The organism is Pseudoduganella lurida, from assembly GCF_007830455.1.
In the GTDB taxonomy this organism is placed as follows: domain Bacteria; phylum Pseudomonadota; class Gammaproteobacteria; order Burkholderiales; family Burkholderiaceae_D; genus Rugamonas; species Rugamonas lurida.
Window position 1 is genome coordinate 271,152 of sequence record NZ_VLLB01000001.1, and the last position, 24,559, is coordinate 295,710.

The following is a 24,559-nucleotide window of genomic DNA, read 5'->3' on the forward strand; positions in this document are numbered from 1 at the left end:
TATCTTTTCTTCTTTGCGCAAGCACGCCTCAGCGCGCCAGCGTCTTCCATTCGAACGTGCGCAGTGCGGCCGCGATCAGGTCCGGCGACAGGCCCAGGGCCCAGCCGGCGGCCAGCGCGGCCAGCACCGCTTCGCGGCACTCTTCCTCGTCGTTCGGCAGGCAGTGGGCCGGCAGCGTGGCCAGTTCGTCGGCGCCGATCGCCAGCACGAACGCGCCGCCACGGCCGAACACCACCTGGCCGCCCCGGGCGCGGTGCGCGGCGAGCGCCGGCGTGTGCTCGTCGGCCGCGTACAGCAGCACCGAACCGTCGCACAGGCCGGCCATCTCGACGGCCTGGTCATCGGCGGCATTGAGCACCGCCACGCCGTCCGGCAGGATCACGTCGACCTGCGTGCGCAGCACGTTGAACATCCTGTCCCGGTCGTCGATGTAGAACTCGCCGAGCTTTTCATGGCCATCGGTATCCGTTACCACGCCGACCGTGCAGCGGTCGTAGGCCAGGCCTTCGGCCAGCGTCATGCGCGTGCCGTTCGCGAACACGGCCGACTCGACATTCTTGTTGAGCAGCAGGCGCTGGCCCGATTCCCATTCGGTCAGGGGACCGCGGGCGATCTTGCGGCCGTTCAGGTACACGCCTTCCTCGCAGGCCACGCCCACGTAGCGGCCCGACACCTGCAGCTGCCAGGCCGTCAGCCGCGCGATCAGTGCCGTGTGGCGCGAGCCGGACACGCCGACGATCGGGATGCGGCCGTCTTCCCCCGCCGCGAACAGCTGTTCGACGATCGCGGCGCCCACCGGCCGCGGCGTGCCGCCCGGCGCCGGCTTCAGGTGCGCCAGCAGGCCCGGGGAGGCATTGACTTCGATGATCGCGCCGCCCTGCTCTTCCAGCGGCCTGGAGATGTCCTGCGCCACCAGGTCGATGCCGGCGATGTCCAGGCCCACGGCCCGCGCGGCCAGTGCCGCCATCTCCGCCACGGCGGGATGGACGAGGTCCGTCACGTCGTTGGCCACGTTGCCGTTCAGCTGGATCAGCACCTTGCGGCCCGGTTCCGGCACCGAGTCCGGCGTCAGGCCCTGGCGCTGCAGGTCCAGCTGCACTTCGGCCGACTTGCGCGGCTCGACGAGGTTCAGCGGATGCTCCTCGGTCGTGCCGCGGCGCGGATCCGTGTTGATCTGCGTGTCGACCAGTTCCTGGACCGTGAGGCGGCCGTCGCCCGTGACCCACACGGATTCGCCCTTCGAGGCGGCCACCAGCTTGCGGCCCACGACGAGCAGGCGGTGCTCGTCGCCCACCACGAAGCGCTCGACGATGACGGACTCGCTCCCGCCCCGTTCCACGGCGATCCGGTAGGCGGCCTTGACGTCCGCTTCCGTCATCAGGTTCAGCGACACGCCGCGGCCGTGGTTGCCGTCGTACGGCTTGACGGCCACCGGCAGGCCGATGTCGCGCGCTTCTTCCCAGGCCTCCTCGGCACTGGTCACCAGCGCGCCTTCCGGCACCGGCACGCCGCAGGAGGACAGGATGTCCTTCGTCATGTCCTTGTCGCTCGCGATACCCTCGGCAATCGCGCTCGTATTGTCGGTCTCGGCCGTCCAGATGCGCCGCTGGCGCACGCCGTGGCCCAGCTGGACCAGGTTGCCGTCGGTGAGGCGCAGGTGCGGGATGCCGCGGTCGGTGGCCGCGTCGACGATGCTGGCCGTGGAAGGTCCGAGGCAGCGGCGCTCCACCATGTCGGTCAGCTGTTCCACGGCGGCAGCCAGGTCGAACGGGCGGTCCTCGATGCAGGCCATCAGCAGGTCGCGGCCGAACCCCAGCGCCGCGCGGCCCACCTGTTCCTGGCGGGTGCGGAACGCCATCTTGTAGATGCCGCTGCCCTCGGCCGTCTGCCGGGTCTTGCCGAAGCCCGTGCGCATGCCGGCCAGGTTCTGCAGTTCCAGCACCACGTGTTCGAGGATGTGCCCGGCATAGGTGCCGTCGCGCAGGCGCTCCAGGAAGCCGCCCACTTCGCCCACGCCGCAGCGATGCTCGACGAGGCCGGGCAGCGCCGCGGTCAGCCGTTCATACAGGCCGGGAAGTTTATTGGAAGGGAAATTCTCCAGCTCGCCGATATCGAGCCAGGACTCGATCACGGGGCGGTACGTCCAGATATTCGGCCCAAGCAGGTGGGTCACGCGGAGGACGTCGATGTCTTTCTTCTTTGTCATGTTTTTTGTTCGTACCTCTTGCGGTATACTTCCGAGAATGCGTACGCGAATGTTACACAGCGGCGTACGTTGAAGCGTCCGCTATCGGGGCTTCCTCTGCCGAATCGTCCCTGAAGAATACAATAAATAAAATCCGGCTCCATTCTTCCGTGCGCTAATCGTGTCAGCGTACTGCGTGCCTGATCCGTTACAGTTCCATCAACCGGCCGGGCCTGGTGTCGTAGGTTGTCCAGCCATATTGTCCCACCGATTTCATATTCTTGCCACTTGGCAAAGAAAGCACCGGAGTATTTCCCACAATGACAATGACTGAACTTTCTCCCGGGCCAGCCCGCATCGAACTGCCAGAAGCCTGGCGTTCCGACACGCAGATGCAGCTTGCTCCTGGGGAAAACGTGCAGAGTGCCCTGGAGGTTGACCTCGATTCCACTTTGCACTTCGCGAAAGGCCTGATCGTCCTGACCGAGCGCCGCATCCTGTCCCGCGCGCCGGGCGACAAGACCTGGCAATCGTGGCCCTATCGCGCAGGCATGGCGCTGAAACTGCATGACCATGCCGGCGTCGGCCACCTGGAACTGCTCGATCAGAACGGCCGCCTGGCCGCATGGCGTTTCACGCTGGGCCAGAACCTCCATGCCATCAAGCTGTCCGAAGGGTTTGCCCCGCTGCTGGACGCGGCGCTGACGGGCCGCAGCATCGTGCCGCCGGAAGAACACGCCTGCCCCACCTGCAAGGCGCCGCTGGAGCCGGACCAGGACGAATGCCCGATCTGCACCAAGGTCGTCTACACGCCGCCATCGACCTGGACGCTGTTCCGGCTGTGGCGCTTCGCCCATCCGTACCGCTGGGCGCTGCTGGGCGGCTTCACGCTGATGCTGCTGTCGACCGGCGCGCACATGATCCCGCCCTACCTCAGCATGCCGTTGATGGACAATGTGCTGATCCCCTACCAGAACGGCCAGCCGGTCAATACCGACCTGGTGATGCTGTACATGTCGGGCCTCCTCGCCTCGGCAGTGCTGGCGTGGATCCTGGGATGGGGCAAGACCTACGTGCTGGCCCTCGTCTCCGAACGGATCGGCGCGGACCTGCGCACCAACACCTACGAGCACCTGCTGAAGCTGTCGCTGGAATACTTCGGCGGCAAGCGCACGGGCGACCTGATGTCGCGCATCGGCAGCGAGAGCGACCGCATCTGCGTGTTCCTGTCGCTGCACCTGCTCGACTTCGCCTCCGACTGCCTGATGATCATCATGACGGGCGTGATCCTGTTCACGATCGACCCGTGGCTGGCCCTCGTCACGCTGGTGCCGCTGCCGTTCATCGCCTGGCTGATCCACCTGGTGCGCGACAAGCTGCGCACCGGCTTCGAGAAGATCGACCGCGTGTGGGGCGAAGTGACGAACGTGCTGGCCGACACCATTCCCGGCATCCGCGTCGTGAAGGCGTTTGCCCAGGAAGCCCGCGAAGCGAATCGCTTCCGCATCGCCAACAAGCACAACCTGGCCGTCAACGACAAGCTGAACAAGGTGTGGTCGCTGTTCTCGCCCACCGTGTCGTTCCTGACCGAGCTGGGCCTGCTGGTGATCTATGTGTTCGGTATCTGGCAGGTCTCCAAGTCGCACATCACGGTCGGCGTGCTGACGGCCTTCCTGACCTACTCGGCCCGTTTCTACGGCCGCCTCGATTCGATGAGCCGCATCGTCTCGGTGACGCAGAAATCCGCCTCGGCCGCCAAGCGCATCTTCGACATCCTCGACCACGTGTCCTCGGTGCCGGAGCCGGTGAAGCCGGTGAAGCTGGACCGGATCGAGGGCAATATAACGCTGCGCGAAGTGGGCTTCCGCTACGGCAACCGCGCCGTCAACCGGGGTGTGAACCTGGAGATCAAGGCCGGCGAGATGATCGGCCTGGTGGGCCACTCCGGCTCCGGCAAGTCGACGCTGGTCAACCTGATCTGCCGCTTCTACGACGTGGCCGAAGGCGCCATCCTGCTCGATGGCGTGGACATCCGCTCGTTTGCCGTGTCCGACTACCGCCGCAACATCGGCCTGGTGCTGCAGGAGCCGTTCCTGTTCTTCGGCACCATCGCGGAAAATCTCGCCTACGGCAAGCCGAACGCCACGCGCGCCGAGATCATCGCGGCGGCCCGCGCTGCGCACGCGCACGACTTCATCCTGCGCCTGCCGCAGGGCTACGATTCGATGGTGGGCGAACGGGGCCAGGGCCTGTCCGGCGGCGAACGCCAGCGCATCTCGATCGCCCGCGCGCTGCTGATCGATCCACGCATCCTGATCCTCGACGAAGCCACCGCCTCCGTCGACTCGGAAACGGAAAAGGAAATCCAGAAGGCCCTCGACAACCTGGTGGCCGGGCGCACCACGATCGCCATCGCGCACCGCCTCTCCACGCTGCAGCGCGCCAACCGCCTGGTGGTGATGGACCGCGGCAAGGTGGTCGAGGAAGGCCCGCACGAAGAACTGATGGCAAAGGAAGGCGCCTACTACCGCCTGTACCAGGCGCAGGCTCGCAATGTCGATACCGACCTCGATGACAGCACCAAACAACGCGATGATGACAACTGATTTCACCCTGCGGCGCGATGCCTTCGGCCGCCTGGTCCTGACGGACGCCGCCGGCAACCTGCACGAGGGCGTTGCGCCGGTGCGTGCCTTCCCGATCGGGGCGCCGGACGACGGCCTGGCGCTCGTCAATACGGACGGCAAGGAGGTGCTGTGGATCGACAGCGTGGACGACCTGCCGGCCGAAGCGGCCGCGCTGGTGCGCGAAGAACTGGCCGGCCGCGAGTTCATGCCGGAGATCAGCCGCATCCTGGATGTGACGAGCTTCGCCACGCCATGCACCTGGAGCGTGGAGACCAACCGCGGCAACGCCGACTTCGTGCTGCGCGGCGAGGAAGACATCCGGCGCATCGGTCCGGATGCCCTGCTGATCTCGGACACGCACGGCATCCACTTCCTGATCCGCAACCAGTACACGCTGGACAAGCACAGCAAGAAGATCCTGGACCGCTTCCTCTAAGCGCCAGTCCAGCCCTGCATCACTAGTCCTTGTACGGCGCGCAGGCCGAGGCCTTGCGCGCCGCGCCGTCGCACACGGCCCGGCGGCATTCGACGGCGCCGGATTCGCCGGGACGGGGGCAGCGTGCGAACACCGCGCTGTACCCTTCCCTGGCACGACTGACTTCCCTGCTTTCCCTGCTTTCGTTGCTTCCCCTGTCATGCGGCCGGACCACAGCTCCGGGCACGCGTGCCGGCGGCAGTGCGGATTCATCGCCCGAACCGCCGGAGGTCTCGACGGGCGCCAGCTCGGCAGCCAGCCACGGCGGCAGGTCGCGCAGTACGGCGGCGGGCACGGCCTGGCCGGGCAGCGGCAGTGGCGGCAGGCGGTCAGCCGTCGCCGGCACCGGCCCCGGGACCGGTGCCTCTGCCACTGGCTGCGGTGCCGCCGCGGGCGCCGGCGCCGCAGCGACAGACCGCTCGACCGCGGCGAGCGCGCGGTCATGTTCGACGGTCTGCACCGTCCACACGCCGCCCGCCCCGATCGCCACCAGGGCCAGCGCAGCGAGCAGATACGCCACCCGCCGTGAGATGCGCGCAGTGCTGCGGTCGGCCGATGCGGCTTCCCCTGCCGGTCCGGGCAGTCCCGGGTTTGAGCTGTCAGATTGCATCGCGCCATGATACCGCAACGTTGTCCCGGCAGGACCGGGCACCATCCGATGTTCCTTTGCTCCCGGCTCTGTGCGCAGGCGCACCGTCAGGGCTGCGCCGCCACGCTACGGTAGCGAATCGATTGCCAAGGAGTCATCATGAAAGAGGAGCTGAAGGTCGAAGACCCGACCATGCCCGCGGGCGGCTGGGGTTCGGTCAAGGAAGTCACCAACATCCTGCTAGGCCAGCACGTGCCGATCAAGGACAGCCGGCTGCTGATGAAGCAGAACAAGCCCGACGGCTATGCCTGCGTGAGCTGTGCCTGGGCCAAGCCGGCCAATCCGCATCCGTTCGAATTCTGCGAAAGCGGGGCCAAGGCCACCGCCTGGGAAACCACCAGCAAGCAGATCGGCGCCGACTTCTTCGAACGCCACACCGTGACGGAACTGGAAGCGTGGAGCGACCATGACCTGGAAGACCTGGGACGCCTGACCGTGCCGCTGCGCTGGGACGCCGCCAGCGACCGCTACCGCCCCATCGCCTGGGACGCGGCGTTCCGCGAAATCGGCGCCACGCTGCAGGAATGCGCGCGCGACAAGGTGGTCTTCTACAGCTCCGGCCGGGCATCGCTGGAAACGTCGTACATGTACCAGCTGTTCGCCCGCATGTACGGCAACAACAACCTGCCCGACAGCTCGAACATGTGCCACGAGAGCACGTCCGTCGGCCTGCAGAAAAGCATCGGCGTGCCGGTCGGCACCGTCAACCTGAACGACTTCGAGCATACCGACTGCATCTTCTTCTTCGGCCAGAACGTGGGCGTGAACAGCCCGCGCATGCTGCACCAGCTGCAGGAGGCGCGCAAACGGGGCGTCCAGATCATCACCTTCAATCCGCTGCGCGAGCGGGGCCTCGTCAGCTTCACCAATCCGCAATCGCCGCTCGAGATGCTGACCGGCGCCGAAACCGCCATCAGCACGCAATACCACCAGGTCAAGCCGGGCGGCGACACCGCTGCGCTGATGGGCCTGTGCAAGGCTGTGCTGGCGCAGGACGACGAAGCCCGCGCCGGCGGCGCCCAGCGCGTGCTCGACACCGCCTTCCTGCAGGAGCACACGCACGGCTTCGACGACTTCGAACAGTCCGTACGCGACTGCACCTGGGGCCACATCGAACGCGAATCCGGCCTGACGCGCAGCGCCATCGAAGCCGCGGCGGACGTGTACTGCAAATCGTCGGCCGTGATGGGCGTGTATGGCATGGGCCTGACGCAGCACCGCCATGGCGTGCAGAACGTGACGATGCTGGTGAATTTCCTGCTCCTGCGCGGCAATATCGGCAAGCCGGGTGCCGGCATCTGTCCCGTGCGCGGCCACTCGAATGTGCAGGGCCAGCGCACCGTGGGCATCACCGAAAAACCCGAGCTGGCGCCGCTGGACAAGCTGAAGGAACAGTACGGCTTCGAACCGCCGCGCGAAAAAGGCATGAACACGGTGGAGGCCTGCGAGGCCATGCTGGCCGGTCAAGTCGAGGCGTATATCGGCCTGGGCGGCAACTTCATCCGCGCCATACCGGATACCGTGCGCATGGAAGCGGCCTGGCGCCAGCTGCCGCTGACGGTACAGATCTCCACCAAGCTGAACCGCAACCACATCATCCACGGCAAGGCCTCGTACATCCTGCCGTGCCTGGGACGCATCGAGATCGACCGCCAGGGCGGCGTGCCGCAGAGCGTGAGCATCGAGGACAGCACGGCGTACATGCACGGCTCGCGCGGCATGGCCGAACCGGCCGCCGACACGCTGCTGTCCGAACCGGCCATCGTCGCGGCACTGGCCAAGGCCACGCTGCTGCCGAACCCAAAGGTGGACTGGGACGGCTGGGTAGCCGACTACAGCACGGTGCGCAATGCGATCGCCGAAACCTATCCGAAGATCTTCCACGAATTCAACGAGCGCATGTGGACGCCGGGCGGGTTCCGCAAGCCGCTGGCCGCCGCGGAACGGGTCTGGAACACCCCGAGTGGCAAGGCGGAGTTCTTCACGCCCGAGACCCTGCAGGGCGATCCGGACACGGAAACGGGCGACCCGCATGCGCTGCGCCTGTTCACGGTGCGCAGCGATGGCCAGTTCAATACGACCATCTACAGCAACGACGACCGCTTCCGCGGCGTGACCGGCAGCCGCATGGTGCTGTTCATGTCGCCGGCGGACATCGCGCGGCACGGCCTCTCGAACGGCGACGAAGTCGACCTGCGCACGGCAGTCGGCGTGGATGCGGAGCGCAGCGTGGCCGGGCTGACCGTCGTCCCGTACGACATCCCGGATGGCTGCGTGGCCGGATACTACCCCGAGTGCAATCCGCTCATTCCGCTGTGGCACCACGCCATCGACAGCAAGGTGCCGGCGGCGAAGTCGATCGATGTGCTGATCCGCCGCTCCGCGGTCCAATGATCGGCCGCACGACTGTCAGCACCTCGCCGGGGCGCGGCGAGGTGCCCGCATGGGCGGCCGTCGAACCGGTCAGTCGCTTCTGGCGGCTGCCGCTATTGCTCCTTGCTGCGATGCGCACGGCCTGCGCTCCGGCGCTGGCTGCCAAACCTGACCAGTACTGGTGGGACAACAAAAGGATGTGCCAATGTGCCGGCTTGGCAGCAGACCGCGCCAGCAGTCCGGCGATTAAATAAGCGCTTCCATAGTCGATCGTAGGTCAGGGCCTATACAACGACAACTCTCGCAATGTGCCGTTTTCATCGCCGCTCGACAGTATCATTGCGATATTTACTTCATCAGAAAATTTACCATGGGGTTGATGACACTCCCTCAATCCACAGCGCAAATTGTGGTCCGGTGCAACGCTGGTCCGAATTTCCCAAAATTTCGTTTTGCTGTCGATGCCGAACCGATCCATCTCCAGGTAACCTTGGAAAGTACCTTTCGAAAGCAGTACCGTATCAGGGCTCGATTCGCCAGCTTTCGCCGGTATGGAAGTCATCAACGATTCGTCAGGATCCCGGCCTAGTCGGATTACCAGCTCCTCCACGCTGGCCGGCTTTACGAACGTGCTTCCGATCTCGATACCCAGCGCATCCCACTTGCATCGCCTGGGCTTCTCGTTCCGCTTGGAACAAACGGATTGGCCACCAAGCACCTTCTCCCACTTTTCCAGTGGCTCGCCGAACGTGAGCAACGAGCCGTTGAAATAAACTTTTCCTTCGGAAAGTATTAGTGCCGGCTTCGCGCCTTTATTGACGAGACGCGGGGCGCCGTAGTCCTTGATGGCACCGGCATGCTTCGCAGCGCGCTCAAATGCGGCGCGAAATCGTTCAGAGGCGCTCGGAGTCGGTTCACTCTGCGCCTTACACAAGCCTGTGAAGCAGGCAAATAAAAGAAAATATATTGATTTCATTTAAACAGATCATCAAAAAACTTCGTTACGTACTGCCATGTCGATTCGCTCGACTTGCCAGCATTCTTGATGGAATCAAGAACTTCTTTTTTGTGCGCCTATAGAATTTTTTGCCTCAAGCCAATCGTAAGGCCGCGGATGCATGGATTTTTTGTCGGTCCATCGCGTATGAACCTGAGCCTACGATTGGGACCATACAGTCTGTTTGGGCGACTACAATCGGAACTACTGCACAAGGCTGAATGCCGCCGACGACGAACTGGCTACCTGGAACCAATGGTCAGGTCGCGAATATGCGAATTTTCTTTCGGCCCATCCAGTATCAGCCAGAGCCGGAACTTCTCGCCGTACAGGCCATTGGGGTGACTGCATTCAGAACTTCCGCAGCGCACGGAATTTCGAGTGACGATATTTTGCCGTCATTCGCGAAACGTGACAGTGGCATCAACACCGAAGCCATCTATTTCGAAGTATCCCCGAAAACTGCCCCGCGCGTGCCAGTCGGCTTTCTTGAATTTATTTCCAGAGGGAGTCGACACGCCTACCAGGAAATCTTCTTCCTTGTCGTGCGAAAAGCGGATTTTCAGCCGCTTGGCCTTTCTGGGGCTTTCGAGTTCGCCGCTGATCTCGATTCCCAATGTATCCCATTTGCACCAATCTTGGTCAACGCCACCGAACGAACAATGGCTCCCCACGCCGATGATCTTGCGCCACTGCTCGAGTCCGACACCGAACTCAAGCCATTGCCCATCAAACGTGAGTTTGCCATCTTGCAGTAATAACTCTGGCTTCGCTCCTCGCTTCACCACGCGATGGGGTATATTTTCGATGATCAGATCGGCAGATTTTTGGGCGTGTGAAAACTTCGACTTCAAAGAGCGTGACGCTGTTTCGGCTGGACCAGCTTGCGCGAAGCAGAAGGCGCAACTCGTGAGCAGGATCCATCCGATCAGAATCGACGTGCTTAATCCAGGCACTCGAGCGGAGGTTCGAGTTCGGCAATCGCGCTGGGCGTATAGTTGAACGCCTGGATGGGCCAGGTTCTTTCCCTGAACGCCAGAAGTTTGCGCCGCTCCGCTTCGCCCGAATCGCAACCGGAAAGTGCCGGCATGGGCAGCATCGCCAGCAGGAAGAAACGCAGGCGCATCCGGGATCGCATTCCTAGCCACGCACTGTACACGCCGGGTGAAGCCGCAGAACGAGGGATTTCGTTCCCGGAAATTTGTCATGGCCTGTAGAGCGATAGCTCCTTGAGAACGCCGTCGTCAGGCGTCCCCATCAGTACCATCTGGATGTTTAGCTCAGGGCCGAGATTTCCATGGGGATGGGTACACTGCGCGAGGCCGCAGCGCAACCTATAATCGGCGGAGACCCCATTTTGTATCTCCCGGAACGTCGTCCGTGCGTCGACGCCGAATTGATCGATTGCCAGGTAACCGCGGAAGACACCCTTTGCGAGCCAGACCGGCTCTACCCGCTTCCGGCCGGATGCAGTGGGAATATCCTTCATTTCCAGCTCATTCGCATCCCGATTCAGGTACACGCGCAGTTCTTCCACCGTATCGGGTTTCTCGAGGGTGCCGCCGATCTCGATGCCGTTCCCGTCCCACTTGCACCAGACAGGTTTTTCATTCGCCTTGGAGCACAAGGCTTCGCCTCCGATGACGGCTTTCCAGTCCGCCACCCTTGCGCCAAAGCGAAGTTCGGTACCGTTAAAAACCACTTTTCCAGGTGACAGCAAGATTTCGGGCTTCGCCCCCTTGCGAACCGTTCGGACCGGGGCGGCGTCCTTGACGATGCCACTGCGTTTCGCGGCTTTGTCGAATACTGCTCGCAGCTGTTCGGAGCGACTCGGTTGCGCAGTATCCTGCGCATGAACGCAGCCGACGAGTGCCAGCAGCAAAATAAGCAATTTCTTCATTTGAAAAGATCGTCGAAATAATCCGTCACATATTTCCATGTAGACCGGCTGGCCTTGCCAGCATTGGCAATGGTATCGAGCACTTCCTTCTTGTGCGCCTTTTCCAGCGCTTCCCATTCCGTCGCCGACTCGCCCCGCTTCAGCTGGGCCGGATTGCGTCTCGCCCAATCGGCGACAATCTTGTCCTGCCAATGGCAATCGTTGGGATGCACCAGGAACGCGGCGGCCACCGATGCCGGATCGGCGGCCGGATTGCGCCCGGTCCAGCGGTCGGCCATTTCCGTGCCCACTTCCTGCACTGCATACTTGGCCAGGGTTGCGGCAAGCACGTGGAATGGATGCGTATCGTGATCTTTCGCCAGTTGCGAGTGCGTCGGGTTGGTCGAACCGTTCGTGTTCGGGTTGCCGGTGCGCACCACTTGCTGGTCGTCGACACTCTCTCCCACCAATTTGAGCAGGCTCGAATACACGAAGTTGTAGACGTTGCCGATCATGCCGAATGTGTAATGCAGCGCCTTGTCAGCATATTCGTGGCCCGGCACCTTCAGCCACCCGTCGCGAGCCAGAAGATACTGCTTGTAGATGTCGAGATAATAAGGAGTGCTATGCTCGCGAAGCAGGATCAGCATGATACGGTCGGCCTTGGTCCGCTCCCCGGGTTTCAGGCCCTTGTATTCCCACTCGACCTTGAACAGCAGGTCAGCGATCAATCCTGCGGTACTGGCAATCACGTCGTCCTTGTCGAACATGCCGGTGACGACAGGTATTGGATGCTTGGCGCCCTGCACGGGCGAGGTCCAGGGCAGGACGCCCTTGTAGCCGGCCTTGATCAGACTGAGCTCGATGAAATTACTGTGGGCGAAATAGTCTTCCAGGACGTGCAGCCCCGCCCCGAGGTGACGGAAACCGGCGGCGTTGGGTCCGGCCGCCGCAGCCTTGCCGATCTCTGCCTTCATGTAGTCCCTCGACGCCGGGATATAGCGCTTCATCGCCGTTGCCGGATCGACCGCAACATATGCCGCACTGGGCTTGGGCTGGAATGCGGCATCGATCGATTGCGGATCGGGAGCGCTCGCGTCGTTGTTCGTCGGATTGTCGATATGCTCGACCGGGCGGTAGACGCCCAGCAGCTCCTGCGTGACCCTGTATGTTTCGCGGTCCCGCGGGTGTTCGACAAAATCCGCCTCACCAAGGACATCGACGATTTCCGTCAAGCTGACGCGGCTGAAGGCGCGCGGGAAGTTCTTTGGCGCGCCTGGCTTGCGCACGATCGCAGGATCCACGACCTGCGAGAAGTCGCGCAGCCAGTTACCGAAATAAATCAGTTTCAACGCGTTAGTATTGAATACACGGCCATCCGCGGAACGCAGGGCTTCTTCGATCGACTGGTGACCGAAGGAGCTGTTGGGCCGCTCCTTGTGATGCTCGCCCCTTCCCGCCCCGAAGTACTCCTCATCGCCACCCTTGCCTTCCCTGCGCTGCGCATCTTCATCCTGCGCCTTGCGTATGGCCTGCCGGATCGCGTTGTACTTGACCTTCAGCGGACCGGAATAGTTCGGCGAAGAATACTGCGCATACACCGTTTCGCTGGTGCCCGCGAAATCATAGAACGCGATCTCGTACGCGTACTTCGCGCCCTCGTCGAGGTCCGCATCGGCCTTGAGCGTCGACGTGCCGTCGGCGTTCTTCGGCGCGAGGTCCTGCCGCAGGACCGCATCGATGTAATGGCCGAATTCGTGCAGCAGCACCGTGACCAGTTCCCACGAGTCGTCGCCACCCTTGGCGGCGCGGTCCGCGGCCGTCTGGTGCACGCGGATCTCGCGCGTCTTGTTATCGAACGATGCCGGGTAGTGGCCGCCGGTCATCAGCTTGATCTTCGGTCCCTTGATGGAGCCGTCCCGCAGTCCTTCGTACAGCTTGATGTACGTCGGCGCCGGAATGTCGTAGCCGAAGATCGGCACGAGCAGCGTCACGAATTCGAGCTTGGTGAATTTCTGCGCGATGTCCTTCAGCTGGTCATACGCGAACGTGCTTTCGAGCTTGCGTCCGGGCGACGGCACCAGCAGCGCGACCGGCAGAACCGGCAGCGCATAGTTCGCCGATACTGCGCCGCCCAGGCTCTTCTTCCCGGCCCGGATCGTGATCTTGCCGGGGCACTGCACGGTAATGTTCCCGCCGTCGATCGTGATGTTCGCGCCCCCCGCCGTGGACAGCGAGATGCTCTTCGCTGCCGCCCAGTCGACGTGGGCGTTGGCGCTGACGACATTCACATCGTCACGCGCCTGCACGGCAAGCGTACCAGCCTGCGCCTGCACGTCGATGGCATCCTTCGCCGCAATGAGCTGGACGCCCAGGCCGTTCTCGCCGGCCGCAACCGCGCCGCCCAGCACGCCGATCGCCTGGCCGCTGTGCACCCGCATCTGCGCGCCGGATGCGAACTGGCTGTCGCCGCCGCTCATCAGCGCGATCGCCTCGCCGCTCGAGAGCTGCATCGCCTGCCCGGCCGCCACCGCCATGCCGGCCTTCGCGCTGATCGCGAGGACGGCATCGGTGGAATGCGGCAGCTTGCCATCGGCCGGTGCGACCACTCTCTTGTCCGCATCGGCGCGGGCGGTGGCGAGGCCCGCACCGCTCACCATGCCCGATACTGCCGTGAGCAGCGCCTGCAAAGGCGCCTCCTGGTCCGACAGCGCGCTCGCATTGGCCCTCCCGGCGCCCACATGCGCGCCCAGCGCCACCGTCTGGTGCGTCACGGCCGCCTGGCTGAACGTTTCGCCCACCTTGACGGCCTGCTTCAGCAGGGCGATGCCGGGCGTGTTGTCGCCGGACGGGTCGCGCGACTCGGCGCCGTGCTGCATCGCGTAGCTGGAGACGAGCAAGCCATTGCCGGCCCGTACGGCGCCATAGGCATCGGTGCGCAGCTCGGCGCCCTGGCCACGCAGGCTGCCGCGGTAATTGTCTGCCGCATGCACCAGGTGACCGAGCGTGAGTTCGCTGGCCGCATGGGTCGAGCGCAGCTGCACGCGGCCCTGGGCATCGGTGTCGTCGAACAGCAGCTGGTTGTAGCCGGCGCCGCCGAACTCCTTGCTGCGCACGCCCCACTGCGCCGCGCCGTTGTTGTGGCCCGCTACATCGCCCGAGGCGCCATGCCACAGCGGGCTGTTGCCGGCAACCAGGTTCCCCTGGGCGGACGGGGCGTGATCGCTGGCGGGCGCAAAGCGCGCCCCGTGCGCCGCCTCGGTGGGCGTACCGCCCGGCGTTGGCGTCACGCCGCCCTCGCCCTGGCCGTTGTACAGCGCACCCACGATGACGGGCCGGTCGATGTCGTTCTCGATGAACTGCACCAGCACTTCCTGGCCGATCCGCGGCAGGAACTGGCTGCCCATGCCGCCGCCGGCGGAGCGCTGCGCCACGCGTACCCAGCACGTCTCGCTGCCGTCCTGCCAGTGGAAGCGGATGCGCACGCGGCCCAGGGCATCGCAGTGCACTTCATCGGCACCGGCCGGCGCATCCTCGCCATGCGCACCGATCACGATGGCACTCTGCGCCCCGAACGCCGTGGGCTTCGGATGCGACCGGCCATCGCTGCCAGGCAGTTCGGGACGCCACGTCACGTCGGCCGCCAGCGCGTCGAAGGTGTTCGCATACCCCGTATCATGCGCCTGGGCGATCACCAGCGACAGATCGCCCGTCGCAGCGCCGCCTTCGCGCAAGGTGTCTTCCAGCAGTTCCGGGATCGGGCCGAACAGTTCGGCAAGCCCCTGCTGCGCGGGTGCCGGCAGGTTGTTCACGCCCACGCTCGTGACGCGCAGTACCGTATAGGCTGGTATCCCGGCATCCGCAAGCGGGCCTTGCGTCACATTGATGCGCGTGCCGGCAGCCAGCGTGCGCACGGTGGAACGGCCCGACCATGTGTGGCCGCGTGCCTCGCGCGCCTGCATCTGCAGCTGCGCGTAGTGCTGCGCGACGGCGCCGCTGGCGTAGGCGTACTGGCCCGGTACATCGTAGCTTTCCAGGTCCGGCAGAGCGCCATGCCGCTGCAGTGCGGGGGCGCTGGCCGTGACGGCCTGTTTCGATTTGTAGTCGTAGCTCAGCAGCGTCGTCAGCGTGGCCGTGACGGTGCGGCGTGCCTGCAACGCCTGGATCGTGTCGGCCTGCTCGCCGGCGCGCACGCCGTGGAAGCGGATGCCGCCGCCGGCCGCACTGCTGGCGTCTTCCGGCACCGCCTCATCGCGCGTGGTGTCGGCGAACAGCACGACGCCGTGGCCCTCGTCCACCTGTTCGATGCGCCAGCCGATGCCTTCTTCGGTGAGCAGGCGCCGGATGAAATCATAGTCGGACTCGCGATACTGGGCGCAGTAGCTGCGTGGCGGCACGTCGGCCAGGAAGGCCTCGACCTCGTCGCTCCAGCGCCAGCGGGCCAGCGGCGCGTAGGCGTCGAACACATGGTCGACGATGTCGATCACGGTCATGTCCTGCCACACCCGGCTGTTGCGAACCTGCGTCAGGCGCCACAGCCACGGCGTCAGGCGCAGGCGGTAGCGTGCCAGTCCGCCTTCGCTGCCGAGCATCGCCGCCTCGGTGACGTCGCCGGCAAAAGCCGTGCGCGAGCCGTCGGCCAGGCTGGCTGCAAGCGTGGCCTGGCGGCCCAGCAGGGTGGCGGGATCGATATGCGCGTTCGTGGACAGGACGATGACGTCGCGCGCGCTCACTTCCTGGACGGCATCGTCGGCGGCAAAGGCCTCGACCAGCAGGCCGCCGGCGCCGAAATCCGCGCCATCGGCTTCGAGGTGGAGTTCGTAGAGTCGCGTCGTGCTCGAAAACGCCGCCAATGCGGCCAGCACGCTGTCGGTCAGCGCGATGCTCATGTATCAGTGCTCATGTATCAGTGCTCATGTATCCGACGATTCCTTCATGATGCGGCGCGCCTTGCACTCCGGTTCCTTGCGGGCGTCGCCTTCGCACAGTCGCGCGCGGCACTGTTCCTCGCCGGCGGCGTTGTACTGGCGGCAGATCTTCAGCTGTTCGGCCGGCGTCGCCTTCCGGTTACGGGGCTGCATATGGGCCATCAGCGCGGCCAGCAGGACGACGTCGTTATCCGCCGGTTTCGGCTCGGCCTTCACTGCCGGTTTTTGCGGGGTTCTAGCCTGCGCCAGCCGCGTCTCGCTGACCTTCTTCTCATTGACCTTCTTCTCGCCACCCTTCTTATCGTCGGCCCTGGGTTTATCCGCATGGTGCGCGCTTTTAGCCACAGTATCTTTCGCCGGCCGTTCCAGTGCCTGGCTTAATGGATCCTTATTCCCCGCAGCACCCGTGATCGATTTAAATGGCGCCGCTTCGGCCGGTGCCGGCGGGGTTGCCGCTGCGACCTCCGGCGCATCCTGCAGCACCGCGGCGGCGGAAGGTTCGGGCTCCGGTGCAATGGCGGACGCCGATGCGGCGGACGCGCCCGCAGCAGAGGACGCTGCCGGGGATGCCGGCGCCGGCATCGCTGCCGGTGGCGCCGCAGCAGCCAGCATGGGCGCCGTCTCCCGTGGCCCGTCGTCGGTGCCAAGGGCGATCATGCCTGCGACCACCGCGACGATGCCCAGGCCCAGCACGCCCCAGACGAGCGGGCGCGACTTCTCGCGCGCCGGCGCCGCCGCGGGCCTGGCAACCTTGGCGCCGGACTTCCCGTCGAGCGAACTGAGGATGCCTTGTGGCCCCGTTTCGGTGTCCGGTGCGGATGAAATCAGACTGGGCCGGCCAGGTCGTGCCGGGCGATCGCCTTGCTCTTGCAACGTTAGCTCCTTATTAATTTCGCAGTACTTTACTAGAATCAAGCACTTTCTGCCGCATTTTGCGCCTTTATTGTGTGGAGCACCACAATTAATAAAAACACTATATGCAATCGTGCGTGACCTTGCCAGATAGGTAAGTTATACTCAGGCAATGCTTTGTAGATACTAGTAACGCGTTGGAACTACCAGGAGGTTGTCGTGTGGGTGCTGGCGGTCGCGCTGTATTTCGTGCTGGCCTGCGCCGTGAGCTGGCTGATCCTGTTTCCGGCGGGACGCGAATTCGTCCTGGGCGCCCTGGCAGGCGCGGGCCAGCGGATGCGCCGTCAGGCCGGCGACCTGGCACGGCGGCGCCTGCGCGATGCGGACGCGCTGCGTGGCAGCGGCCGGGCGTCGGCCGGCGCGCTGGGCGCGTTCTTGCGCCGCCACTACCTGCTGGCGATCGGCGGCCTGGTGTTGATCGCCGTGCCGCCGCTGGCGGCCATGCTGCTGGCAGGCCGGCCATCCTGGGACGGCTACGAGCCATCCACGCGCGAGATGAACACGCAGGTGGCGGACCTGCTGCAGGGCGAGCAGCTGGTGCCGCCGCCGGCGCTGCCGCCCCTGGTCTTCGCGTCCGCCGAAGTGGAACGCGAAAGGCCGTTGCTGGCCTCCGCGAGCCGCGACTGGGCGCAGATGAACGAGGCGTACACGCAGCGCCTGCTGATGGTGTTCCGCATCATGAAGGAGCGGCACGGCTACGAGATGGCGATCCTGGAAGGGTACCGCAGCCCGGAACGCCAGAACGCGCTGGCCGCGATGGGCTCGAACGTGACGAATGCGGCGGCCTTCCAGAGCTGGCACCAGTACGGCCTGGCCGCGGACTGCGCGTTCGTCCGCGAGGGCAAGCTGGTGATCTCGGAAAAGGATCCGTGGGCCATGCGGGGCTACCAGCTGTACGGCGAGGCGGCTGAGTCGCTGGGCCTGACCTGGGGCGGGCGCTGGAAGATGATGGATTTCGGGCACACGGAACTGCGCATGCCCGGCGTGATGAAACGATAGGAGTGCAACCATGGCAGCACCTTTGATCCGGCTGGGCGACAAGACGTCGCACGACGGCACCGTAGTGGAAGCCTCCCAGCTCAGCGACAGCGGCGGCAAGGGCATCGCGCGCGTCGGTGACAAGGTCTCCTGCCCGCGACACAGCAACGTCACCATCGCCACCGGCGACGCGACGCTGATCGTCGATGGCCGCCCGGTGGCACGCCATGGCGACAAGACTTCCTGCGGGGCGACGCTGATCGCCAGCCAGCAAAGCAGCATCGACCTGGTCTGAGATGCGCGCCTGGTTCGGAAACGTGATGGCGGCCGGCGGGTCGGTCGGTGCGAGCTGGGGCGGCGCCGTGTGGTACTGGCGCGCCAACAACGTGGCCCCCGGCACGGGCGACCTCACGCTGTTCCTGCTCGTGGTGCCCCTCGCGCTGCTCGCGCTGCTCTGGGGCGGCCGCAAGCTGTACCAGCGCGCCAGCGCCAGCCCCGCCACGCCTGCTCCGGCCGAGGCGCCGGTTGCCGCCGCCGTCCCGGCCGCGCCGGCCGCTTTCCTCAATATCGTCACGGCATCCGTCCTGTCCCCGCACGGCGGCTCCGTCATCGAACTGCAGCAGGCGCTGGCCGGCGGCGAGGCACGGCCCGCACTGGATGCGGAGCTGGTCGACGATTACGGCTACCCCGTGCTGGCCGCGCGCGTGACGACCATCGACGAATCCGCGGCACGCAGCCAGCTGGCCAGCCGCGACGTCGGCTTCGGCCCGGAACAATGGCGCGCGCTGGCCGCCGGCGATGCGGTGGTCACGGACATCGCCCTGCGCCTGGCGGCGCATCCCGATATCGATGCCCACAATGCACGGCCGGACAAGCGCGCGCCGTCGCCGCTGCCGGTGCTGCAGCTTCACTGCGCCTGGCCGGCCGACTGGGGTCCGGAAGCGCGCGCCCTGGCCAGCGGCTGGTTCGCCGAGCGCATCAACGCTGCCGGCTGGCCGGCCGACCGGCTGGCCATCGCGCCCGACCGCGGCGCCGCGGACGACGTGGCCACCATCCTGGCACGCCTGCTGGCGGCATCCGGCCAGCCCGCCCTGTCGGCCGTCGTCGCCTGCGGCTCGCACGTGGGCGCGGGCGAGATCGAACGCCTGTCGAACGCCGATGCGCTGTTCAGCGCCCGCCACCAGCAGGGCATCATTCCCGGCGAAGGCGCCGCTGCGCTGCTGCTGGCCGACCCCGCGCAGGCCGCACTGCTCGCCTTCGACGAGGCGCCCCTGCCCGCCCTGCGCAGCGTGAGCTCCGGCCAGCGCGCCGAATCGGCGGACCAGTCCAGGCGCACGGATGCCGCCACGCTGCAGGCCCTGTGCACGCAGGCGCTGGACCGCGCCCACTGCCAGGCCAACGAGGTCACGTTCGTCGCCGCCGATGCCGATCACCGCACCAGCCGGGTGATGGAGCTGATGGGCGTCGTTGCGCCTCAGCTCGACGCCACGGCGGACGTGGCCAGCATCGGCGCGGCCTGCGGCGCCTGCGATCCCGTCACCTTCCTCACCGCCGTGGCCCTGGCCAGCCACGTGGCGCAGGAACGCGCCGCGCCGGTGCTCTGCATCGGCAACCTCGATCCCTACCGCCGCGACGTGGCCGTCATCACTGCCGGTACCACGCCGGGCGCCAACGCCTGAATCCACGCTTCGACTCGACAACACCATGCAAAAAATCTGGCAATTCCTGACGACCCGCACCAGCCTGATCACCATTGGCTGGGTGGCGTTCATCGCCCTGCTGCTGATCGTGGCGCGGCTGCTGCAGTGGCCCGCGAGCGTGCCGTGGATCGTGCTTGGCCTGGCCGTCGTCGTCAGCGCCGTGCTGTGGGGCTGGCGCCGCTGGCGTCGCGGCAAATCCGCCGGCCAGCTGGGCACCATGCTGGAACAGGATGTGGGCAAGGTGAACGCCGATGCCACGCAGCGCCAGGAAACGGAAGTCATTCGCAAGCGCCTGCTCGACGCGATCGCCACCATCAAGGGCTCCAAGCTGGGCCAGTTCTCCGGCAATGCCGCGCTGTATGAACTGCCCTGGTACATGGTGATCGGCAATCCGGCGGCCGGCAAGAGCACCGCCATCGCCAGCTCCGGCCTGCAGTTCCCGTTCGCCGACTCGAAGGTCGTACAGGGCGTGGGCGGCACCCGCAACTGCGACTGGTTCTTCACCACGGAAGGCATCCTGCTCGACACGGCGGGCCGCTATTCGGTGGTGGACGAAGACCGCGCCGAGTGGTTCGGCTTCCTCGACCTGCTGAAGAAATACCGCCGCAAGGCGCCCATCAACGGCGTGATCATCGCCGTGAGCATCGCCGAACTGACGCGCAACCGCACCGAGTTCGCCATCGACCTGGCCAAGAACCTGCGCCAGCGCGTGCAGGAACTGACGGAACGCCTGGAGGTCCATGCGCCCGTCTACGTGGTGTTCACCAAGGCCGACCTGATCACCGGCTTCAACGAATTCTTCCACGACAGCGAACGCAACGAGCGCGAACGCGTGTGGGGCGCCACGCTGCCCTACAGCCAGAACACCAGCAGCGAGCAGCTGCTCGACCAGTTCGACACGCGCTTCGACGAGCTGTACGACGGCCTGAAGGACGTGAGCCTGGCGAACATGTCGCTGCAGTCGCAGCGCATGCCGCCGGGCGTATTCACCTTCCCGCTCGAATTCTCGTCCGTCAAGCCGGCGCTGCGCGCCTTCATCGCCACGCTGTTCGAGGAAAACCCGTTCCAGTTCAAGCCCGTGTTCCGCGGCTTCTACTTCACCAGCGCCCTGCAGGAAGGCGAAACGGTGTCCGCCTCGTCGACCCGCGTGGCGCAGCGCTTCGACCTGCAGCTGCAGCCGGTGGAGCACAGCGACCAGCATGCGCAGCAGGGCTACTTCCTTCTCAACCTGTTCCGCAAGGTGATCTTTGCCGACAAGGACCTGGTGGCGCAGTACGCCAGCCCGGCCAAGCTGCGCCTGCGCTACGCGGCCTTCTTTGCCGCCACGGCCTTCGTGGGCCTGGCGCTGGCCGGCTGGAGCTGGTCGTACATGAACAACCGCCAGCTGGTGGCCAACGTGCAGGCGGACCTGGACCAGGCCATCAAGGTGCAGGCAAAAACCATGGACCTGCAGTCGCGCTTCCAGGCGCTGGAGATCCTGCAGGACCGCATCGAGCAGCTGGACCGCTATCACGAGAACCGTCCCCTGTCGCTGGGCCTGGGCCTGTACCAGGGGGACCTGCTGAACCAGAAGCTGCGCGAGGAATATTTCAACGGCGTGCGCGAGGTGATGCTGAAACCCGTCGCGCAGTCGCTGGAATCCTTCCTGGCCGAGGTCAACGCGAACGCGGGCCAGCTCCAGCCGATGACGAAGCCCGTGACGGCAGCGGCAGGCACGGCGGCCGCGGCGCCAGCGGCAAATGCCGACACGGCCGCCATCAACAACGGCGCCCAGCAGTTCAAGGACGCGTCGCCCGCCGATGCCGAAGATGCGTACAACGCGCTGAAGACGTACCTGATGCTGTCCGATAAATCGCGCGCCGAGGCGGCCCACCTGAACGACCAGATCACGCGCTTCTGGCGCGTCTGGCTGGACGGGAACCGCGGCACGATGCCGCGCGAGCAGATGATCCGCAGCGCCGAGCGCCTGATCTCGTTCTACCTGGCGCAGGTGAACGATCCGTCCTGGCCCGGCATCGACGGCAAGCTGGCGCTGGTGGACCAGACCCGCGACAACCTGCGCCGCGTGGTGCGCGGCATGCCGGCCCGCGAACGCGTGTATGCGGACGTGAAGGCGCGCGCTGCGACCCGCTATCCGTCGATCACCGTCGCCCGCATCGTGGGCGACCAGGACAAGGATCTGGTACTGGGCAGCTACGCGATTCCCGGCAGCTTCACGCGCCAGGCGTGGGAAGGCTTCGTGCAGGATGCGTTCCGCAATGCAGCCAACCGCGAACTGCAAAGTGCCGACTGGGTGCTCAAGACGTCCGCGAAGGACGACCTGACCCTGGAAGGCAGCCCGGAACAGATCCAGAAGTCGCTGGTGGAGCTGTACAAGAACGAGTACGCGAAGGAGTGGCAGAAGTTCATGCAGGGCGTGACGGTGCGCGACCTGGATGGCTTCGATGCCGCCGCCAGCGCGATGAACCGCCTGGGCGACCCGCAGAATTCGCCGCTCAACAAGCTGGTGGCCACCGTCTACGAACAGACCTCGTGGGACAACCCTTCGCTGCTGAACACCAGCCTGGAACGGGCCCAGCGCGGGGTGGCCGGGTGGTTCCGCGAGACCATCCTGCGCCAGAAGCCGTCCGGCGTGAACGTGAACATCGCTACACCTACGCCGAATACGCAGAATGCGGCACTGCCGCTGGGTCCCGTGGGCCGCGAGTTCGCCGGCGTGGCACGCCTGGTGGTCAAGAAGGACAACGACGCTTCGCTGATGCGCGGCTACATCGACAGCCTGTCCAAGCTGCGTGCCCGCTTCAACACGATCAAGAACCAGGGCGACCCGGGTCCCGGCGCGAAGCAGCTGATGCAGCAGACGCTCGATGGCAGCGGCTCGGAACTGGCCGATGCGCTCAAGTACGTCGATGAACAGATGCTGGTGGGGATGACGGATGGGCAGCGCCAGGCCCTGCGTCCGGTACTGGTGCGCCCGCTCATGCAGACGTTCGCCGTGATCGTCAAGCCCACCGAAGTGGAAGTGAACAAGGTGTGGGCGGCGCAGGTGCTGCAGCCCTTCAACAAGAACCTGGCGCTGAAATACCCGTTCGCCACCGAGTCGAAGGCGGAAGCGAGCAATGCGGAGATCGGCGAGATCTTCGGTCCGGAAGGCGCCATCGCCAAGTTCTTCAACACCACCGTCGGTCCGCTGGCGGTGCGCCGCGGCGACACGTTGAGCAGCCGCACCTGGGCCAATATGGGCATCACGCTGGCGCCATCGGTGGTGGCCAGCTTCCCGAACTGGGTGGCGCCGCTTGCTGCTGGCGGCGTGTCCAACGCTGCCGCATCGAGCGGCGGCGAAAGCCAGACGCAGTTCGACGTGCAGGCGCTGGGCGCCACCGGCGCCACCGAATTCACGCTGGAGATCGACGGCCAGGCACTGCGCTGGCGCGGCCAGCCGCAGCCGTGGGTGCACATGGTGTGGCCGAACCCGGGCGGCACGCCGGGGGCACGCATCAGCGCCCTCACGCCGCAGGGCCGCAAGGTGATGCTGCTGGATGAGTCGGGCCACTTCGGCCTGAAGAAGATGGTCGAGGCGGCGCAGCGCAAGCGCAAGGACGGCGGCGTGTTCGAGCTGTCCTGGTCGAACGAAGGCGTGACGGTCACGGCCAACCTGAAGGTGCTGGGCACCACAGCGCCGCCGCCGGCCCAGGTGCCCCAGCCGGCGGCGGGCTTCAAGCGCCTGCGCCTGCCGGAGACGGTGACCGCCCCTGCGCCGGCGCCAGTGCCGGCCACGCCGGCGGCACCGGCCCCTGCTCCTGTCCCCGCACCGGCCCCTGCTGCCGCACCGGCCCGCACTGCGGCCGCCACCACGGGTGCCCCGCAATGAGCCGCGCCGTGACCCCGGTCAGCGTCGGCTACTTCGGCAAGCTGCCCAGCCGCGGCGACTTCGTCAAGGGCAGCACCAGCCCGGCGCTGCTGCAGGTGCTGGACGGCTGGCTGTCGCAGGCCATGGACCTGATGAGCACCAACGCGCGCTGGAAGCTGGCCTATGACGCGGTGGCGCCGCTGCACTTCGCGTTTGTCGGCCCGCGGCGGCGCCATGCCATCGGCGGCCATGTCGTGGCCAGCAGCGACCAGTCGAGCCGCCGCTATCCCTTCCTGATGGTCGGTGCCATGGAAGTGGCCGAACCCGCGAGCTTCGTTCCTTACTCTCCGCTGGTGTTCACGCGGCTGTGGAGCCGGCTGGAAGGCCTCACGTCCGGGGTGCGCGATGCGGCCGATCCGACCGTGCCGCTGCAGTCGGCCACCGCGAAACCCATCGAACTGGACCTGCGCCCTGCCGCCTATGACGCGGCCTTCGAGGATTTTCTGGAACTGCAAACGCTCGCCGCGCTCGATACGCTGCTGGCGGGGGCCGGCTTCAAGGGCTCGTCGCGCCAGGTGCTGCTGGCCCTCGGCATGCTGCTGCAGCCGGTGCTGGCCAGCAGCTCCAGCCGCCTGGAGAAAAGCCTGGTGCTGCCGCTGCCGGCGGACCCGATGTACCGCAACCTGGTGGCCGCCTTCTGGATGCACGTGATCGCGCCGTTCCTGGCCCGCGCCGATTTTGAACTGGCGCTGTTCGTCACGCGCATCGAAGGCCGCCCGGCACTGGTGGTGGGCTTCTCGGGCGCCTCGCCGCAGACGCTGTGCGCGATCATGGATCCGCAGGTGGCGCAGGACCATCACATCGCCTTCGAGGAGCTGGACTGGGTGGAGGAACAGATCGACAGCGATTACGCCATCAAGAAGCTGTCCACCTACCTGGCCCGTAGCGACCTGTCATTGCAGTCCGCGCTGGAATCCGTCGGCACGGCATTTATCGGAACCTGATC

General features: G+C 65.7%; 16 protein-coding genes. 8 read left to right on the forward strand and 8 right to left on the reverse strand.

Annotation, left to right across the window (positions count from 1 at the left end; translation table 11 throughout):
* Positions 1-28 precede the first annotated feature (28 nt).
* Positions 29-2,206 carry a cyanophycin synthetase gene (locus IP91_RS01300; RefSeq protein ID WP_145646966.1) on the reverse strand — a complete coding sequence of 726 codons (2,178 nt, stop codon included), beginning with the start codon at positions 2,204-2,206 and terminating at the stop codon, positions 29-31.
* A gap of 305 nt (positions 2,207-2,511) precedes the next feature.
* On the opposite strand from IP91_RS01300, the gene IP91_RS01305 reads away from it, so the two are divergent.
* Positions 2,512-4,791 (forward strand): cyanophycin metabolism-associated ABC transporter, encoded by a 2,280-nt coding sequence (locus IP91_RS01305; RefSeq protein WP_145647976.1) that lies wholly within the window; start codon positions 2,512-2,514, stop codon positions 4,789-4,791.
* Positions 4,781-5,248, forward strand: coding sequence for a cyanophycin metabolism-associated DUF1854 family protein (locus IP91_RS01310; protein ID WP_145647975.1), 468 nt, complete (start codon positions 4,781-4,783; stop codon positions 5,246-5,248). The genes IP91_RS01305 and IP91_RS01310 overlap by 11 nt, the downstream gene beginning before the upstream one ends.
* A 22-nt stretch (positions 5,249-5,270) precedes the next feature.
* On the opposite strand, the gene IP91_RS01315 is transcribed toward IP91_RS01310, so the two are convergent.
* The gene (locus tag IP91_RS01315; protein ID WP_145646967.1) at positions 5,271-5,897 is read right to left on the reverse strand and encodes a hypothetical protein; all 627 of its coding nucleotides are present in this window, start codon (positions 5,895-5,897) and stop codon (positions 5,271-5,273) included.
* A gap of 138 nt (positions 5,898-6,035) precedes the next feature.
* Between IP91_RS01315 and IP91_RS01320 the strand changes: the two genes are divergently transcribed.
* Positions 6,036-8,330 (forward strand): FdhF/YdeP family oxidoreductase, encoded by a 2,295-nt coding sequence (locus tag IP91_RS01320; RefSeq protein WP_229473731.1) that lies wholly within the window; start codon positions 6,036-6,038, stop codon positions 8,328-8,330.
* 256 nt (positions 8,331-8,586) lie between these two features.
* Here the strand turns inward: IP91_RS01320 and IP91_RS01325 are convergent, their stop codons facing one another.
* From IP91_RS01325 to IP91_RS01350, 6 genes are all read right to left on the reverse strand, one after another.
* A complete protein-coding gene (locus IP91_RS01325; protein ID WP_145646968.1) occupies positions 8,587-9,285 on the reverse strand; it encodes a DUF7738 domain-containing protein in 699 nt (232 codons plus the stop codon).
* 419 nt (positions 9,286-9,704) lie between these two features.
* A complete protein-coding gene (locus tag IP91_RS01330; RefSeq protein WP_145646969.1) occupies positions 9,705-10,160 on the reverse strand; it encodes a DUF7738 domain-containing protein in 456 nt (151 codons plus the stop codon).
* Between the two features lie 89 nt (positions 10,161-10,249).
* The gene (locus IP91_RS01335) at positions 10,250-10,432 is read right to left on the reverse strand and encodes a hypothetical protein (RefSeq protein ID WP_145646970.1); all 183 of its coding nucleotides are present in this window, start codon (positions 10,430-10,432) and stop codon (positions 10,250-10,252) included.
* Positions 10,433-10,510: 78 nt separating this feature from the next.
* Positions 10,511-11,206 (reverse strand): DUF7738 domain-containing protein, encoded by a 696-nt coding sequence (locus tag IP91_RS01340; protein ID WP_145646971.1) that lies wholly within the window; start codon positions 11,204-11,206, stop codon positions 10,511-10,513.
* Positions 11,203-16,074, reverse strand: a complete 4,872-nt coding sequence (tssI, locus tag IP91_RS26755; protein ID WP_145646972.1) for a type VI secretion system tip protein TssI/VgrG — start codon at positions 16,072-16,074, stop codon at positions 11,203-11,205. The genes IP91_RS01340 and tssI overlap by 4 nt, the downstream gene beginning before the upstream one ends.
* A 24-nt stretch (positions 16,075-16,098) precedes the next feature.
* Complete coding sequence (locus IP91_RS01350) at positions 16,099-16,986, reverse strand: hypothetical protein (protein WP_145646973.1); 888 nt, start codon at positions 16,984-16,986, stop codon at positions 16,099-16,101.
* Between the two features lie 198 nt (positions 16,987-17,184).
* Here IP91_RS01350 and IP91_RS01355 point away from each other — a divergent pair, with 198 nt between their 5' ends.
* From IP91_RS01355 to tagF, 5 genes are read left to right on the forward strand one after another with little or no spacing between them, the layout of a single operon-like run.
* Positions 17,185-18,024 carry a M15 family metallopeptidase gene (locus IP91_RS01355; RefSeq protein WP_199754465.1) on the forward strand — a complete coding sequence of 280 codons (840 nt, stop codon included), beginning with the start codon at positions 17,185-17,187 and terminating at the stop codon, positions 18,022-18,024.
* Between the two features lie 10 nt (positions 18,025-18,034).
* The gene (locus tag IP91_RS01360) at positions 18,035-18,298 is read left to right on the forward strand and encodes a PAAR domain-containing protein (protein ID WP_145646974.1); all 264 of its coding nucleotides are present in this window, start codon (positions 18,035-18,037) and stop codon (positions 18,296-18,298) included.
* 1 nt (position 18,299) lies between these two features.
* A complete protein-coding gene (locus IP91_RS01365; protein ID WP_145646975.1) occupies positions 18,300-19,682 on the forward strand; it encodes a hypothetical protein in 1,383 nt (460 codons plus the stop codon).
* Positions 19,683-19,707: 25 nt separating this feature from the next.
* A complete protein-coding gene (gene tssM / locus IP91_RS01370) occupies positions 19,708-23,574 on the forward strand; it encodes a type VI secretion system membrane subunit TssM (protein WP_145646976.1) in 3,867 nt (1,288 codons plus the stop codon).
* Positions 23,571-24,557 carry a type VI secretion system-associated protein TagF gene (gene tagF, locus IP91_RS01375; RefSeq protein WP_145646977.1) on the forward strand — a complete coding sequence of 329 codons (987 nt, stop codon included), beginning with the start codon at positions 23,571-23,573 and terminating at the stop codon, positions 24,555-24,557. The genes tssM and tagF overlap by 4 nt, the downstream gene beginning before the upstream one ends.
* Positions 24,558-24,559 lie beyond the last annotated feature (2 nt).

Coding starts and splice junctions, on each gene's coding strand:
- IP91_RS01300 (WP_145646966.1), bottom strand. CDS start 2,206: ATGACAAAGAAGAAAGACATCGACGTCCTCCGCGTGACCCACCTGCTT.
- IP91_RS01305 (WP_145647976.1), top strand. CDS start 2,512: ATGACTGAACTTTCTCCCGGGCCAGCCCGCATCGAACTGCCAGAAGCC.
- IP91_RS01310 (WP_145647975.1), top strand. CDS start 4,781: ATGACAACTGATTTCACCCTGCGGCGCGATGCCTTCGGCCGCCTGGTC.
- IP91_RS01315 (WP_145646967.1), bottom strand. CDS start 5,897: ATGCAATCTGACAGCTCAAACCCGGGACTGCCCGGACCGGCAGGGGAA.
- IP91_RS01320 (WP_229473731.1), top strand. CDS start 6,036: ATGAAAGAGGAGCTGAAGGTCGAAGACCCGACCATGCCCGCGGGCGGC.
- IP91_RS01325 (WP_145646968.1), bottom strand. CDS start 9,285: ATGAAATCAATATATTTTCTTTTATTTGCCTGCTTCACAGGCTTGTGT.
- IP91_RS01335 (WP_145646970.1), bottom strand. CDS start 10,432: ATGCGCCTGCGTTTCTTCCTGCTGGCGATGCTGCCCATGCCGGCACTT.
- IP91_RS01340 (WP_145646971.1), bottom strand. CDS start 11,206: ATGAAGAAATTGCTTATTTTGCTGCTGGCACTCGTCGGCTGCGTTCAT.
- tssI (WP_145646972.1), bottom strand. CDS start 16,074: ATGAGCATCGCGCTGACCGACAGCGTGCTGGCCGCATTGGCGGCGTTT.
- IP91_RS01360 (WP_145646974.1), top strand. CDS start 18,035: ATGGCAGCACCTTTGATCCGGCTGGGCGACAAGACGTCGCACGACGGC.
- IP91_RS01365 (WP_145646975.1), top strand. CDS start 18,300: ATGCGCGCCTGGTTCGGAAACGTGATGGCGGCCGGCGGGTCGGTCGGT.
- tssM (WP_145646976.1), top strand. CDS start 19,708: ATGCAAAAAATCTGGCAATTCCTGACGACCCGCACCAGCCTGATCACC.
- tagF (WP_145646977.1), top strand. CDS start 23,571: ATGAGCCGCGCCGTGACCCCGGTCAGCGTCGGCTACTTCGGCAAGCTG.